This is a genomic window from Marinobacter nanhaiticus D15-8W, assembly GCF_036511935.1.
Taxonomy (GTDB): Bacteria; Pseudomonadota; Gammaproteobacteria; order Pseudomonadales; family Oleiphilaceae; genus Marinobacter_A; species Marinobacter_A nanhaiticus.
The window spans coordinates 4,935,591-4,951,136 of sequence record NZ_AP028878.1 but is presented as its reverse complement, the minus strand read 5'-3'; the positions used below and the strand labels follow the sequence as shown (position 1 = coordinate 4,951,136).

The 15,546-nt window shown below is 59.9% G+C and carries 14 protein-coding genes; 9 read left to right on the top strand and 5 right to left on the bottom strand.

Features of this window, described 5'->3' with window-relative positions:
* Window positions 1-219 precede the first annotated feature (219 nt).
* Both RE428_RS22305 and RE428_RS22300 read left to right on the top strand, forming a co-directional pair.
* Window positions 220-852 (top strand): thiol:disulfide interchange protein DsbA/DsbL, encoded by a 633-nt coding sequence (locus tag RE428_RS22305; protein WP_004579956.1) that lies wholly within the window; start codon window positions 220-222, stop codon window positions 850-852.
* 28 nt (window positions 853-880) lie between these two features.
* Window positions 881-1,750, top strand: coding sequence for an endonuclease/exonuclease/phosphatase family protein (locus RE428_RS22300; RefSeq protein WP_004579957.1), 870 nt, complete (start codon window positions 881-883; stop codon window positions 1,748-1,750).
* A 451-nt stretch (window positions 1,751-2,201) separates the two neighbouring features.
* On the opposite strand, the gene rpmG is transcribed toward RE428_RS22300, so the two are convergent.
* The 3 genes from rpmG to radC all read right to left on the bottom strand — a co-directional run bounded on the left by rpmG (window position 2,202) and on the right by radC (window position 3,488).
* Window positions 2,202-2,357: a 50S ribosomal protein L33 gene (rpmG, locus tag RE428_RS22295; RefSeq protein ID WP_004579958.1), complete on the bottom strand. Its 156-nt coding sequence runs from the start codon at window positions 2,355-2,357 to the stop codon at window positions 2,202-2,204.
* Between the two features lie 12 nt (window positions 2,358-2,369).
* Complete coding sequence (gene rpmB, locus RE428_RS22290; RefSeq protein ID WP_004579959.1) at window positions 2,370-2,606, bottom strand: 50S ribosomal protein L28; 237 nt, start codon at window positions 2,604-2,606, stop codon at window positions 2,370-2,372.
* A 204-nt stretch (window positions 2,607-2,810) separates the two neighbouring features.
* Window positions 2,811-3,488: a RadC family protein gene (radC, locus tag RE428_RS22285; protein ID WP_004579960.1), complete on the bottom strand. Its 678-nt coding sequence runs from the start codon at window positions 3,486-3,488 to the stop codon at window positions 2,811-2,813.
* Window positions 3,489-3,658: 170 nt separating this feature from the next.
* Between radC and coaBC the strand changes: the two genes are divergently transcribed.
* The 4 genes from coaBC to argB all read left to right on the top strand — a co-directional run bounded on the left by coaBC (window position 3,659) and on the right by argB (window position 9,206).
* A complete protein-coding gene (gene coaBC, locus RE428_RS22280) occupies window positions 3,659-4,873 on the top strand; it encodes a bifunctional phosphopantothenoylcysteine decarboxylase/phosphopantothenate--cysteine ligase CoaBC (protein ID WP_004579961.1) in 1,215 nt (404 codons plus the stop codon).
* Between the two features lie 22 nt (window positions 4,874-4,895).
* Complete coding sequence (dut, locus tag RE428_RS22275; protein ID WP_004579962.1) at window positions 4,896-5,357, top strand: dUTP diphosphatase; 462 nt, start codon at window positions 4,896-4,898, stop codon at window positions 5,355-5,357.
* 130 nt (window positions 5,358-5,487) lie between these two features.
* A complete protein-coding gene (locus RE428_RS22270) occupies window positions 5,488-8,127 on the top strand; it encodes a phosphomannomutase/phosphoglucomutase (protein ID WP_040882374.1) in 2,640 nt (879 codons plus the stop codon).
* Window positions 8,128-8,309: 182 nt separating this feature from the next.
* Window positions 8,310-9,206 carry an acetylglutamate kinase gene (gene argB / locus RE428_RS22265; RefSeq protein ID WP_004579964.1) on the top strand — a complete coding sequence of 299 codons (897 nt, stop codon included), beginning with the start codon at window positions 8,310-8,312 and terminating at the stop codon, window positions 9,204-9,206.
* Between the two features lie 79 nt (window positions 9,207-9,285).
* Here argB and RE428_RS22260 read toward each other — a convergent pair whose 3' ends face one another.
* The gene (locus RE428_RS22260) at window positions 9,286-9,723 is read right to left on the bottom strand and encodes a PilZ domain-containing protein (RefSeq protein WP_004579965.1); all 438 of its coding nucleotides are present in this window, start codon (window positions 9,721-9,723) and stop codon (window positions 9,286-9,288) included.
* Between the two features lie 309 nt (window positions 9,724-10,032).
* On the opposite strand from RE428_RS22260, the gene RE428_RS22255 reads away from it, so the two are divergent.
* From RE428_RS22255 to argA, 3 genes are all read left to right on the top strand, one after another.
* A complete protein-coding gene (locus RE428_RS22255) occupies window positions 10,033-11,535 on the top strand; it encodes an LSm family protein (RefSeq protein ID WP_004579966.1) in 1,503 nt (500 codons plus the stop codon).
* 123 nt (window positions 11,536-11,658) lie between these two features.
* Window positions 11,659-12,840 (top strand): acetylornithine deacetylase, encoded by a 1,182-nt coding sequence (gene argE, locus RE428_RS22250; protein ID WP_004579967.1) that lies wholly within the window; start codon window positions 11,659-11,661, stop codon window positions 12,838-12,840.
* Window positions 12,841-12,920: 80 nt separating this feature from the next.
* Window positions 12,921-14,231 carry an amino-acid N-acetyltransferase gene (gene argA, locus RE428_RS22245; RefSeq protein WP_004579968.1) on the top strand — a complete coding sequence of 437 codons (1,311 nt, stop codon included), beginning with the start codon at window positions 12,921-12,923 and terminating at the stop codon, window positions 14,229-14,231.
* Here the strand turns inward: argA and RE428_RS22240 are convergent.
* Window positions 14,202-15,272, bottom strand: coding sequence for an aminopeptidase (locus tag RE428_RS22240; RefSeq protein ID WP_004579969.1), 1,071 nt, complete (start codon window positions 15,270-15,272; stop codon window positions 14,202-14,204). The two genes, argA and RE428_RS22240, sit on opposite strands and share 30 nt — an antisense overlap.
* Window positions 15,273-15,546 lie beyond the last annotated feature (274 nt).

Genomic DNA, 15,546 nt, shown 5'->3' with positions numbered 1-15,546 from the left:
GCCCATGGCGGGGGTTTTTTGTTTCTGTTGAAAAAGGGGTGGCGTTGCGTGGTCGAACCAGACTCGCAATAATGCCGCAACAGTCTTGGAAGGGCATGTGCGGTTTCGGGAATTTTCTGCCGGAGCCGGGGTCACAAGGCCTTGCGCTTTTGGTTTACGGGCGATAACGGTTTACCAACGGCTATCGTTTACCGAGAAAACGGATTACAGGAGTCAATAATGTCGAAGTTCTTGAAGGTCTGGGTGTGTGCTTTGATGATGTTGCCGTTGGCGATGGTAGCCCAGGCTGCCCAGTGGGAAGAAGGGACGCACTACGAAAAACTGGGCACGCCGTTGCCGACGGGCAATCCCGATAAAATCGAGGTCACTGAGGTTTTCTGGTATGGCTGCCCGCATTGCTATGATTTCAAGCCGCTGATCGAGGAATGGGAAAAGAATAAGGCGGATGATGTCGAGTTCATCCTGCTGCCCGCCGCTCTCGGCAGCTCCTGGGAAACCCATGCCCGTGCTTTCTACACCATGCAGGCCCTGGGTGTCCTGGACAAGACTCATTCCCCGATGTTCGATGCTCTCGCGCGGGACCGTAAGCCGCTCAACACACCCGAGCGCATCGCGGACTTCCTCACGGAGTACGGTGTCGATAAGGAAAAGTTCCTCAAGACCTTTGACAGTTTCGGCGTGAATGCGAAGATGCAACAGGCCCAGTCCAAAGTTCGGGCTGCGCGCATCACCGGCGTCCCGACTATTATTGTTGATGGGAAGTACAAGGTGAGTGCATCCATGGCCGGTAACCACGAGAATATGATTGAGGTTATCGACTATCTGGTTGAGAAGGAGCGGAGCGCCAAGTAAGCGTCTCCGAAGACCGGGTCGGCAGGGCATGTACGAGCGAATCCGCAAACAGCTCTCGGAAATGGTCAGCTCCCCGCAGCAGCAGGGGAGAATCAGGGGTGCGAACTCGGGGACGGAGCATGTTCCGGAGTTTGAGCCCCAGCGCCATATTCGGCTGCTGACCTATAACATCCAGGTCGGTATCAATACCTCGTCATACCACCATTACTTCACCCGCAGTTGGCAGCACGTGCTGCCTCACCGAAAGCGCATCGAGAATCTGGACAAGATTTCGGTGTTGCTGCGCAATTACGACGTTGTCGCCTTGCAGGAATGTGATGGCGGCAGTCTACGCAGTGGCTTCATCAACCAGGTGCAGTACCTGGCCGAGGCCAGCGGGATTCCCTATTGGTACCAGCAGCTCAATCGCAACCTGGGTCGTCTTGCGCAGCACAGCAACGGCCTGCTGAGCCGCTACCGGCCGCTCGATGTCACAGAGCACAAACTGCCCGCCCTGATTCCCGGCCGCGGGGCTATCGTTGCCCGCTATGGCGATCCCGAAGATCCTTTGGTGCTTGTGATGATGCACTTGTCGCTGAGCGCCCAGGCACAGAACCGGCAGCTCGGCTTTATCCGCGACCTCGTCAGCGAATACCAGCATGTGGTCCTGATGGGGGATATGAACAACCACGCCGAGCAGTTGCTAACCCGCACGCCGCTGAGTGAAACCGATCTGGTGCCCTTGCCGGACACCGCCCATAGTTTTCCCAGTTGGCGCCCGGAACGGGCGTTGGACCATATTCTCGTCAGCCCTTCCCTTGAGATTCGCAAGGCTGAGGTGGTCAATCACCCGGTTTCGGATCATCTGCCGATTGCAATGGATATCTCGTTGCCGTCGGGCTATGTGGAGAAGTTCTGAGGCGTATCTGGAGATGCTTCGCGGATTGGCGTGGTGCCAAATGTAGCGCCGAGGAGGTCGCTGAGACGCCATCGCTTTTAAGTGGCACCTTCGGCGCCTCAGAAGCTGAAGCTTCTGCTACATACTCGAGTCAGGCGCAAAATGTAGCCGACGCCTCAGAGGGTGTTGCAAAACGTAGCGAGCGAAGGTCAGGCAAGGCGGAAATTCGCGAAAAAGCGCAGTTTACTAGTAGTAAATGAGCATTTTGATCGGACTCGCGCACGAGCGGATTTCCAACGCCGCATGACCGAGCGCAGTAGTTTTGCAACACCCTCTTCAGCTTCGGAGCAGCCCGCAGGGCCGCCCTTCCTATCACTGAGTCTGGCAATCGAAATAGTCAGGCGCAAAAAAACCAGATACAAAAAAGCCGGCAACCACAAAGTGGTGCCGGCTTTTTTCGAAAGCAGACCAATTACTTGATCTTGGCTTCCTTGTAGGCAACATGCTTACGAACAACGGGATCGTACTTGCTGATCTCGATCTTCTCGGGCGTGTTACGCTTGTTCTTGTAGGTCGTGTAGAAGTGACCTGTACCTGCTGATGAAACCAATCTGATTTTCTCGCGCATGATAGCGGCTCCTTAAACTTTCTCGCCGCGGGCACGAAGGTCGGCCAGCACAGCGTCAATGCCTTTTTTGTCGATGATACGCATACCCTTGGTAGAAACGCGCAGTTTAACGAAGCGCTTTTCAGTTTCTACCCAGAAGCGGTGGTTCTGCAGGTTCGGCAGAAAACGACGCTTGGTGTGGTTCATCGCATGAGAAACGTTATTACCGGTGACCGGCCGCTTACCGGTAACCTGACAGACTCTGGACATGTTTGCCTCCGACCTGAGCTTTTAAGTCCTGAAATACGGAATTCTTTATTTCGCGCCTCTGGGTGCTCGCCAGACGCCGCCAGAAAGGGACGCTTTTATACCAGAATGACTCAGCCAACGCAAAAAATTGTTGGGAATTTGTCCAATTCTTCGGTCGATCCTTATATAAGGAAGGATAAAGCGCCGACGTAGGCGCCACATCCATCACATCAGACCCCGTTCGGCTAGCGAGGTCACCTCGCCGTGGCCCACTACCATATGATCCAGCACCCGGATATCCACCAGCTTGAGCGCTTCGGTGAGGCGCTGGGTCAGGCTGATATCCGCCTGACTGGGTTCGGCGACGCCCGAAGGGTGGTTGTGGGCGAAGATGACCGCGGCGGCATTATGTTCCAGGGCGTGGCGCACCACCTCCCGGGGGTAGACCGCTGCACCGTCGATGGTGCCGCGGAACAGTTCCTCGTAGCGAATGATGCGGTGACGGTTGTCCAGCAGCAAAGCCGCAAAGACCTCGTGTGGATAGTGCCCCAGTCGGCTGCTCAGGTAGCGTCGGGTGTCTTCCGGTGAACGGAGCGGGTCGCCCTGATTCAGCGGTTGGTCGAGGACGCGCTTGGCCATCTCCATCGCTGCCTGCAGTTGGGCGTACTTGGCGGTACCGAGTCCGTGTACCTTGCAGAAGCGTCGCGCCGAGGCGGTCATCAGTTCCCGCAGGCTGCCGAACTCCTCGATAAGATGGCGGGACAGCGCCATCACCGGTTGGCCGGCGGTGCCGGTGCGCAGGAAAATGGCGAGGAGTTCGGCATCGCTGAGGCTTTCGGCGCCATGCTTGAGCAGGCGTTCCCGGGGCCGTTCGTCCGTCGGCCAGGGGTGGGTGTGAGTCATTCCTTGTCCCTCCTTGGTATCTCGGATGGTGCGTCCTGCACCGGCGGGCAGCTTACCACAGGTCGCCCGGACTGTTGGTGGAAAGGCTGCAATGCTATCTTACAGGCCTTATCTATGATGGACGTTGCGATCGCCGCGTCCTGCCATACGCGTATGACGATGGAGCAACCATGGCGCAGAAAAACATTCTGCTGGGCGTGACCGGTGGCATCGCGGCCTACAAGAGCGCCGAACTGGTCCGTTTGCTGAAGAAGGCCGGACATCGGGTCCAGGTGGTCATGACCTCCGGGGCCGAAACCTTCATGACGGCCATGACCTTCCAGGCCCTGAGCGGCGAGCCGGTGCGGACCTCCCTGCTTGATCCCGAAGCCGAGGCGGGTATGGGGCATATCGAGCTGGCCCGCTGGGCGGATGTGATCATGGTGGCGCCGGCATCGGCGAACTTCATGGCCCGCCTGGCTAATGGCATGACGGATGACCTGCTCACCACGGTCTGTTGCGCCACGACAGCGCCGATTATCCTGGCGCCGGCCATGAACCAGGCCATGTGGGGCAATGCCCGCACCCAGCGTAACGCCCGCCTGTTGGAAGAAGACAGCCAGATCGAGCTGTGGGGCCCCGACGCCGGTGACCAGGCCTGCGGCGACGTGGGTCCCGGTCGCATGTTGGAAGCCCAAGCGCTGGCAGAGCGCCTTCTGGGGCGTCTCCAGGGCCCGCGCCTACTCGCAGGCAAGCGTGTGGTGATCACCGCGGGTCCGACGCGGGAGCCTATCGATCCGGTACGCTACATTTCCAATCATAGCTCGGGCAAGATGGGCTACGCCCTGGCCACGGCGGCCAAGGATGCCGGCGCCGAGGTGGTGCTGGTAAGCGGGCCGGTCAGCCTGGAGTCTCCCCGGGGTGTAGAGCGCTTGTCCGTGGTCACCGCCGAGGACATGCTCAAGGCGACCGAAGAGGCCGTTGGTCAGGGCTGCGATCTCTTTATAGCTACTGCTGCCGTCGCTGATTACCGTCCCGGCTCACTCGCCAGCGAGAAGATCAAGAAATCCGATGAGACCATGAACCTCTCCCTGGTGCGCAACCCCGACACCCTTGCCACGATTGCGTCACGTCCTGACAAACCATTTACCGTCGGTTTCGCCGCTGAAACCCAGGATGTCGAGCATTATGCCCGCGACAAGATGGCGCGTAAGAATCTCGACATGATCGTGGCGAATGATGTCTCCCAGCCTGGGCTGGGTTTTAACAGCGACCAGAACGCCGTGACCGTATTCTGGAAAACCGACAGCCGGACGTTCCCTCCTGCCGATAAGCGCGGACTGGCACGCGAACTGCTTAAACTGATCGCTGAACAGGCTTTCCCTGCTCCCTCATCCACTGACTGAATGACAGATTAAGGCGTACTGCATGACTCGACAGACCTTCCAGGTACGAATCCTCGATCCGCGGATCGGCCGTGAAATTCCCATGCCTACCTATGCTACCGAGGGTTCCGCTGGCCTGGACCTGCGGGCCTGCCTGGATGTGCCGCTCACCCTGAAGCCTGGCGATACTCAATTGCTCCGCACCGGTCTGTCGCTGCATATCGCCGATCCCAAACTGGCGGCGATGATCCTGCCGCGGTCCGGGCTCGGGCATAAGCATGGCATCGTGCTGGGTAACCTGGTGGGGCTGATCGATTCGGACTACCAGGGGGAGCTTATGGTGTCCTGCTGGAACCGGGGGCAGACTGCCTTCACCGTCGAGCCGGGGGAGCGAATCGCGCAGCTGGTGCTTGTGCCGGTAGTGCAGGCCGACTTCGAAATCGTTGATGCTTTCGATGCGAGCCTGCGGGGCGAAGGTGGATTTGGTTCGACGGGAAGCGCCTAATTCGATGGGGAGAGCCCAGGGAGTTGCGCAGACTCCCAAGTTTCCGGTGGCAATCTATACTGGCAAAAGTGCTCGATAAGAAGAACTGGATTCATGAAGTACGGAATTCAATAAGAATAGCGGGATATCTATGAAACTCGGCAAAAAGAAAGCGTCCGGCTCGGAGAAGCCTCAACCGGATGCCAAGGTAAAGAAGCAGCAGCGTGGCGAGACGAAGTCGAAGGGTAATGGCACCAAACTGAAAAGCCTGGCCGGTGTCGCCACGCAACAGGCGGTGGTTGTACTACTGGCGGGGCTGGCCGCTGCGGCTCTCCTTTATTACCTGGTGCTGATGCCGGCCCAGGCCCAGCGAGAGGCTGCGCGGGTTGCCCTGGTAGCTGATAGCGCCAAGGCCCGCCTGGAACAGCGGCTGACCCTGATTCGCGACGTGGTCGAGGGCTACAGCCGGCAGACGCACGTTCGCGACGCTATCGAAGAACCGACGAGTCGGGCACAATTGGTGACCGAGTTGGAAGCCATGTTGCCAGGCACACGCGCTGTGTTCGTGTTTCCCTATGGCCAGGTGGGGCGACAATCCGGACGTAACTTCGAACTGAGTTTCGTCAACCTCGATCTTGCCAAGAAAGCGGAGTCTGGCCGACAGCTGCACCCGGATGCCTTTCCCCGGGACAATGCCTGGTTCGTACAGTTTGCCGCGCCCGTGACCGACCCCGCCAGCCGGGCCGTGAAGGGCACCTTGCTGGTCGTGTTCGAACCGTCGGTGATTGCGCCTGCCTTGACCCTTGATGATACGGCCCTCGGCGGACGCCTGGCGCTGGTACAGACCGTCGCCAGCAGCAGCCAGACCGTGGTCGCATCCGGTTCCGGCAGCGGGGAGGCTGTAAACCGTAACCTGTCGGCGCCTAACTGGACCGTACAATACCAGCCCCAGCACTCCCTCGGGCCGCTGGTCAATCCCATCATGGCCTTGATTGTCGTGGTGATGCCAGCGCTGGTGGCGATGATCCTGGTGTGGATGCTCCTGAGCCGGGCACAGTCGGACCTGCGGCGCGACGTGGCCGGTCTGATTCAGTGGGCGCATAAGTCTTTTGCAGGAGAACGCCTGAAAACACCGGCCTACGCGTGGGATATGGTAGCGTCGATTGGCGAGGTTCTTCAGCGCCTGGCCCAGGCGGTGGAAAAACGAATTGCCAAGGCGGAAGACGCCACCAAGGCTGCGGCAAAGAGTGCCAAGCCGGCGGCGAAGGACAAGCGTGGGGCTCCGGCGGAGGAGCCGCTGTTCCAGGAAAACGATATGCTGGATATCGATATGCTGGACAGCGATGAGGATGTGCTCGGCTTTGGCAGCTCCGCTGGCGATGATTCCTTTGCCATGGTCGAAGAAGCGCCGCCGGCACCCTCGGTTTCTCCATCGATCTTCCGCGCCTATGACATTCGCGGCGTCGTGGGCGAGACCTTGACCGCCGAAGTGGTCCACGAAATCGGTCGGGCATTTGGTAGCGAGGCCCAAGGCAGGAATCTTACCGATATCTGTGTAGGTTACGACGGCCGCCACTCCAGTCCGGAGTTGGCCGATGCCCTGACTCGCGGCCTGATCAGCAGCGGATGCAACGTCATCAACGTCGGCGCGGTACCCACGCCGGTACTCTATTTCGCCACCCAGCATCTGGGCACCGGTTCCGGGGTCATGGTGACTGGCAGCCACAACCCGTCAAACTATAACGGGCTTAAAATGATGCTGGGCGAGGACACCCTGTCCGGCGACGCCATCCAGAAACTGCTGAGCCGCATCCAGACCGGCGACTTCACCCAGGGGCAGGGCGAATATTCCGAGCAGGATGTACGCCGGGCCTACCTGGATCGCATTATCGGTGACATTGCCGTAGCGGCACCGCTTAAGGTGGTTCTGGATGCGGGCAACGGCATCGCCGGCGAGCTTGCACCCATCCTGGTGGAAGAGCTGGGTTGCGAAGTGATCCCCTTGTTCTGCGAAGTGGACGGCAGCTTCCCCAACCATCACCCGGACCCGGGCAAACCGGAGAATCTGGCGCCGCTGATCGAGAAGGTAAAAGCAGAAAAAGCGGATATTGGCCTGGCCTTCGATGGCGACGGCGACCGCCTGGGCGTGGTCACCAACACCGGCAAGATCATCTGGCCCGATCGTCTGCTGATGCTGTTTGCCCGTGACGTGGTGTCCCGCAACCCTGGCTCCGACATTATCTATGATGTGAAGTGCAGCCGTCGTCTGGCCAATGTCGTTAACGAGGCGGGCGGCCGGCCGATCATGTGGAAGACCGGCCACTCGCTGATGAAAGCCAAGATGCGCGAAACCGGCGCGCTGCTGGCGGGCGAGATGTCCGGCCATATCTTCTTCAAGGAACGCTGGTACGGCTTCGACGACGGCCTGTATTCAGCCGCGCGTCTGCTGGAAATCCTGGGCATCGAGGATCGCGACAGTCAGGATGTATTTGCCGAGTTCCCGGAAGATATCAGCACGCCTGAACTGAATGTCGCGGTTACCGACGACAATAAGTTTGAGATCGTCGAAAAACTCAGTGCGCAGGGCGATTTTGGCGACGGCAACGTCACGACCATTGATGGCGTGCGGGTGGACTATCCTGATGGCTGGGGCCTGTGTCGTGCCTCTAACACGACGCCGGTTCTGGTGTTGCGCTTCGAGGCGGAATCCGAAGAAGCCCTGGAGCGAATCAAGGACGTTTTCCGGACTCAGCTCAGGCAGGTGGTGCCGGACATAGAACCCGGTTTCTGACAGTTGCTCCAGTGACCGTATCGGGGCCTTTCCGATCAGTGTAAATCCGTATCGGTTAAGGCCCGTTTGCAGCCCCGCGAACATTGCGTCCCGGTGGGGCTGCATTACAATGCGCCCAACGTGAACTCCTCTGTGCGGGCTGGGTATCCGGTCCACACATCTGATCTAGAAGGTTGATTTCCATGGCATTGGATCGTGAAACCGCTATGCAGGTGGCCTCAGTACTGAGCAAGGGCCTGCCTTACATCCAGCGTTTTACCGGCAAGACGGTGGTCGTGAAGTACGGCGGCAATGCCATGGAGAACGACGACCTCAAGAGCAGCTTTGCCCGGGACATGGTGCTGATGAAAACCGTCGGCCTGAACCCGATCGTCGTCCACGGCGGTGGTCCGCAGATCGGCGAGCTATTGGAGCGTCTGAATATCAACTCCCACTTCGTCAACGGTATGCGTGTCACCGATAGCGAAACCATGGACGTGGTGGAAATGGTGCTCGGCGGGCAGGTCAACAAGGAAATCGTCTCCTTGATCAACCATCATGGCGGCACGGCGATCGGCCTGACCGGTAAGGACGCGAACCTCATTCGCGCCCGCAAACTGGAAGTCGTCAACCGTTCACCGGAACTGACCCGGCCGGAGATCATCGATATCGGCCATGTGGGCGAAGTGGAAAGCGTCAATACCGAAGTGATCAACATGCTGACCCGCAGCAACGTGATCCCGGTGATCGCGCCGATCGGCGTCGGCAGGGATGGCGCGTCCTACAACATCAATGCCGATCTCGTGGCAGGCAAGGTGGCCGAGGCGCTGAATGCCGAGAAGCTGATCCTGCTGACCAACGTCTCCGGGCTGAAGAGCAAGGAAGGTAACGTGCTGACTGGCCTTAAGGCCAAGCGCGTTAACGAGTTGATCGAGGATGGCACCATTCACGGCGGCATGTTGCCCAAGATTCGCTGCGCCCTCAGTGCGGTGGAAAACGGCGTGCGGACGGCCCATATCATCGACGGTCGCGTGGCCCATGCTACCCTGCTGGAAATCTTCACCGACGAAGGTGTGGGTACGCTGATTTCCCGCGACTGAATTTCAGTCTCGCAGGATTGATCGAACGGCTGCTACGGCAGCCGTTTTTGCATCTGGTGCCGAGCCTGGGTCAGACGCTTCAATCCGACCAGCCGATCTGGGCAAACCGATCCGCGTAGCGGCTGATCCACTCCTTCGCCGCTTCTTCCTGTGAAAGCTGCCTTCGCTCCTTGCGCCACACATCCTGGCGGTACTGCTCGATCTGGCAGATCTGTTCCACCATCCGGACCTGGTACGCTTCGGCGGGCGTGTAGAAGGCAATGCCCAGCTCGTAGCCTTCCTCGCGGGCTTCACACCAGACGACCTGGCCCCGCACTTCCAGTGCGTTGGGGCAGCAGTTGATCATCAGCTTGACGTCGCTGCCGATCGGATAGGCCTGCTGTGCAGTAAAGGCGAGGCCACCGCGGCTGAGGTTACGCAGCTCGCCGGGGCAGGAAGGTTGTTGCGATTCAGGGCGGACCTCCAGCGGGATGTCGGCTGGATGTCGAATATAGGCACGTTCGTGATGAGCAATCATGCTGCCGCGCTCGTAGCCGTTGGATTTAGGGACACTGTTGGATTTAGGGACACCACAGGAGCTCCAAAATGCGAGCGTGTTGCCTCTCAGGACTGCTGCAACCTGCTAAAGTATAGGTGCTCGACATGGACGTAGGTAAGTGCAACCGATAACGTCTTGTTGAGAACGTTGTTTACCGAAAAACGTCACAGTGAGTACTAACTGCATAACGCCTGTCATTTGTCGTATCGAAACGCCGGGCCAGGACGGCACCGGACAAGATCCCAACAATAACAGGATGACCTCTTAACGGAGCAAAGAGTAGTCGGCATGAAAAAGCTGTTTTTGTCCCTGATCGGTTTCCTGCTGCTGGGTTACCTGGGCTTCAAGGGCGCCGCCTGGTACCAGGTGAATGCGGCCCTGGAAAAGGCACAGGAAGTAGTAGAGGGTGAGGGTGTCCTGAGTTGGGGCGGGATTGGCTCCAGCCTTTCGGGTCAGGTCTCGGTCTATGATCTCCAGTATCAGCATTTCTCCCTGACGCAGCCTGTGCGGGCCTCGCGTCTCACGTTCTCCACCAGCGCCCTCCCAGAGTTGCTCGATGCCCTGAGCGGTGGTGCGCTGCCGGGCGAGTGGCAGCTCGATGTGGAAAACCTGCGTATGGATCTGGCCACGCCGCTGATCCGCGACTGGGTGGCGCCGCAAAATTCGGCGGTTGAGGCAGGGCTGGTCAATATCCCTTGTGGTGATGGTCCCCTGGACCTGACGGGTCTGATGCAGATGGGCGTTACCCAAGTGGCGATGGATCTGCAGCTCGAACAGGCCGCCATGCTCGACGATACGGGCGGCCTGGGTCTTGATATCAACGCCGGTAAGCTCGGCAGCCTGGAATTGCGTGCTCCGGGCCTGCGCCTGACCAGTACGGGCGACGAGCAGGGTGAGCTTGCGGACTATGGTGGCCCAGTCGTGCTTTCGATGCGTGACGGTGGCTTTATGCGGCGGATAGCCGCATTCTGTGCCCGGGAATCCGGTGTTGAGATAGAGGACTGGGCTGCCCAGGCGACCAAGGGTTTCAGCGACCGTCTGGTCGCCCAGGGGTTGAGCCCCAGCGACCAGCTGCGGGCCCTGTACAAGGTGTGGCTGCGCGACGGCGGCGAACTCAAGGCAACCCTGGCCGCGGGCGATCCGCTTTTCGGTCTGCCCCAGCGCGACGTGCCAGGGGACGTGGGACCGCTGGATCCGGGCGTGGGCAGTTTCGATGTGTTCTACAACGGCGCCCGGGTCCAGGATCTGTTCGTGCGTTACCTGCCACGACCCGAGCCGGCGCCGGCCCTTGCCGGTACCGCGCCAGCGCCGACGACCGGGACCTCTGACGGCCTGGCCTATCGAAAAGCCGCTTCGGACCAGGCCGGGCGCTGGTTGGGCAAGGATGTCCGCATTGCCTTGAGTAGTGGTCGCGTGGTCGAGGGCCGACTCTCCGGCGTAACCGACCAGCGCCTGGAAGTCACGCGCATCGTGGATGGTGGCGAGGTGGCCTATCCACTGGCCAAATCAGCCATTACACTGTTTGAAGTGTGGCGTCGGTCCAACGATACGGGCGTCGAACCGCTGCCAGCACCGACGGTCGAACCTGAGCGGAGCCTGGCTCCGGAGGGCAGGCCGATCTCGCCAACGGATAGTGGTCCGGTGTTGGATAGCGCTCCCGAGGCGGATAGGGCTTCCGAAGAGCAGGATCGATTTGGCGATACCGGAATGGAAACCGAGGCACCTGGAACAGACGCGGTGTCGGAATCGGAGTTCCTGATGGAGCAGGCGCCAGACGAGCCCCGTCCATAGCTATTCGCCGGAGTATGTTCCGGATAGTGATCGTTGGCCGTTTACCGTGCGGCTAACGGTTTGCTCGTTCCACGAGCCGATGGCCCCACAAATTTGTCCCGAAGTCTTATCTGAGGCTTTTCCATGACGCAACAGAGCGCCGATACCCGCAGCACCCCCGACATTCGGGCGATGCTGGAGCGTTTGATCTCCCAACCGTCCATCAGCAGCGCGTCGCCGGAGTGGGACCACAGCAATGAAACCGTGGTGAATACCCTGGCCGAGTGGCTCGAGCCGATGGGGTTCGCTGTCGAGATCATGCCAGTGCCGGGCATGCCCGGCAAATTCAACCTGATTGCCACCCTCGGCAGCGGCCCTGGCGGGCTGGTCCTTTCCGGCCACACCGATACGGTGCCGTTCGACGACCAGCGCTGGCAGAGCGATCCCTTCAAGCTCACCGAACGGGACGATCGCTGGTATGGTCTGGGCACCTGCGATATGAAAGGCTTCTTCCCGCTCGCTATCGAAGCGGCGCGGGCCCACCTCGACAAGCCCTTCCAGCAACCCCTGATCATCCTTGCCACGGCGGATGAGGAAAGCTCCATGAATGGCGCGCGTGCGCTGGCGGAAGCCGGCCGCCCCAAGGGGCGCTATGCGGTAATTGGCGAACCCACGGGCCTCAAGCCGGTACGCATGCACAAGGGCATCATGATGGAGCGGCTGGTGTTCGAGGGACAGTCCGGTCATTCCTCCGACCCGTCCCTGGGTAGAAATGCGATGGAAGGCATGCATGCGGCGATCAGCGAACTGCTGAGCCTTCGCGAATACTGGCAGTCGAAGTATCACAATGACAATTTCCAGGTGCAGGTCCCGACGATGAACCTGGGCTGCATCCACGGCGGCGATAATCCAAACCGGATCTGCGCCAATTGCGAACTGCATTTCGACCTGCGTCCGCTGCCGGGTATGGACATGGAGGCACTGCGTCAGGCCATCCTCGACAAGGTCCAGCCGGTCGCCGAAAGCCGCGAGCTGGGTCTGCGGTTCGAGCCCCTGTTCGACGGCGTGCCGCCGTTCGAGACTGCCGCAGACTCGGAGCTGGTGAAGGTCTGCGAGCGCCTGACCGGCCATACTGGCCAGGCGGTGGCCTTTGCCACCGAAGCGCCCTGGCTGCAGAAGCTGGGCATGGAAACCCTGGTCATGGGGCCGGGCCATATCGACCAGGCGCACCAGCCGGACGAGTACCTGGACCTGTCCCAGGTAAAGCCGGCCGTGGACATCCTGAGCCGGTTGATCCAACATTTCTGTATCGAATCAAAGCCCTGAGAAAGCGAACCCAGCGTAAGCGAGCGCAGGGAAAAGCACCGAGACCGGCCAACCATCTTCAGCATGAGGAGACAACGCGTTTGAAATCGAATGACTGGCTGCACGGATTCCGCCATTCATCCCCGTACATCAATGCCCATCGCGGCCGAACCGTTGTCCTGACCTTGGGCGGGGAAGCGCTCGCCCACGAAAACCTGATCAATATCATCCATGACATCACGCTACTCAGCAGCCTGGGTGTGAAGCTCGTCGTGGCATTCGGGGCGCGGCCGCAGATCCAGCAGCGCTTTGACCAGGCCGGGTTGGATGCGCATTTTCATGAAGGCCTGCGCGTCACGCCCGAAGATCAGTTGCCGCTGGTCATCGAAGCCGTCGGCGCGTTGCGGGCCCACCTTGAAAGCCGTCTCTCCATGGGGTTGATCAATTCGCCCATGCACGGGGCCCGGATTCGGGTCAGCAGCGGCAATCTGGTGGCTGCACGCCCGGAGGGCGTGCTCAACGGTGTGGATTTCGGCTATACCGGTCGGGTGCGTCGCGTCGATGTGGAAGGTATCGAATCGCTTCTGAAGATGAATCACATCGTGTTGCTGCCACCGCTGGGTTACTCGCCCACCGGTGACGTGTTCAACCTGTCCTATGAAGATGTCGGTAGCCAGGTGGCCTCGGCGCTCAAGGCTGAGAAGCTGATCATCTTTACCGGCGAGGACGGTGTACTGGATGAGGACGGCCAACTGATCCGTGAGATGACCGTCCGCCAGGCAAGGGACCGCCTGGCCGACGCACCGCTGGAAAGCCACGCCGCCGACTTGCTGCGGGCGGCCTGCGAAGCCTGCGTGCGGGGTGTCCGACGTAGCCAGATCATCAGCTACATGCGCGACGGCGCCCTGCTCGAGGAACTGTTCACACGGGACGGGTCCGGTACCCTGGTCAGCGACGACAACTACGAGCAGATCCGCGGCGCGCGGGTCGAGGATATCGGCGGTATCCTGGAATTGATCCAGCCGTTGGAAGAGCAGGGCATCCTGGTGAGGCGTTCGCGGGAGCTGCTTGAAACCGAAGTGGACCGCTTCACGGTGGTGGAACGGGATGGCACGATCGTCGGGTGCGCAGCGCTCTACGAGTATCCCAGCGAGAAATCCGGCGAGTTGTCCTGTTTTGCCGTGGATCCGTCCTATCGTCGCGCCGGTCGGGGTGACGAGATCCTGGCCATGGTGGAACGTCTGGCGAGGGGCCGCGGACTGGAGAATTTGTTCGTGCTCACGACCCAGACTGAGCACTGGTTCCGCGAGCGCGGTTTCGAACCATCCACGGTACAGTCGCTGCCGGGGCCCAAGCTGGCCAGTTATAACACCCAGCGCAACTCAAAGGTCTTCGTTAAACGACTCGCCTAGCGCTTCGAGACGGCGCCGGCGCACGTCGGCCGGCGCCCGCGCAAGTTCCTTTACCTCGTCGTAGAAACGGGCAAAATCGCCATCGGTATCGGCCAGCATCTGGCGGAAGCCGGGAACATCGGCGTTGTACTGGCGGAAAAGGCCCAGCACCGCATTATTGATCTCGGCGATCACGCCGGATAGCGGTCCGGGCTGGCCCCAGGCCTCCTCCAACTGCGCATAGTCTGACTGTAGTTGGAGCAGGATGTCCGTCTTGCGTTCCCGAAGGACGCTAGCGTCCAATGCTGCCCGCTGGCCATACAGCTCGCTGAGACGATGGGCCGTCTGTTCGATCAGCTCAAGGGTGGCACCCCAGCGTTCAAGTCTCATCAGCGTCACTTGATACTTGTCGGGCTGATCGGTGAGTTCCAACCACAGCTTCAGCCCCTCGAGTTCCACCGCAGTGGCAAAGCTCTCGTTAAAACGAGTATCGTCGGCGACGTAGATCACTTTGTGCGCCAGTTCGTGGAGCATCAGCGCCACCATTTGCTCGTCTGGCAGGGTGGTGAATCCCGACTGCAGCGGGTCATCGAACCAGCCCAGTGTCGAGTAGGCGGTGACGCCACCGATAAAGGTGTCCATGTCTTCCCGGGCGTAGCACTCACGGGCCGCCCGGGCATCGTCCAGATGGAAGTAGCCGCGATAGGACTGGCAGCCGACGATGGGGTAGCACCAGGCCAGGGGTTCCAGGGAGAATTCCGGTGCAACCATGAGGTTATAGACTACGTAGGGTTGATCCAGGGCCACGAAGTCAGAGAAGGTATCGTCCACAGGTAGGGCAAGCTGTTCAGCGGCAAAGTCGCGCGCCTCCATGGCCAGCGTCAGCTTCTCGCGAAGCGCGTCGGGTGTCGTTGGATCAGCAAGTACGTCGTCGATCGGCTTTCTGTTCCAAAGCAGTGAAAGTTGTCCGTTGGCGGCCTGCTGGTAGTAATGCAGTGACTGACAACCGGTTAGACCAAAGATCAGTAGCAGTAATAGATAGATCTGGCTAAGCTGTCGCATGGAGTGCGTCCTGTCCGTAAAACGATTGACCGGCAGCGGCGAATTTGTAAAAGCTTGTCAACGGTCCGACAAGCTGGGTGCCAGCCACTATACTGGAGCGAATTAACCGAGCAGTACATTAGGTGTCGCGCCGATCATGGTCGCTGCCTGTCTCCAGATTCAATGCAAGCGAATGTTGCTGTGGCGATCGAGCAAGGTGCTATGAGTCGAATCGACAGACGCCTTGCCGATCATGGCTGCCAGGACGCCTTACGGATTTATCTTCCGAGTCAAG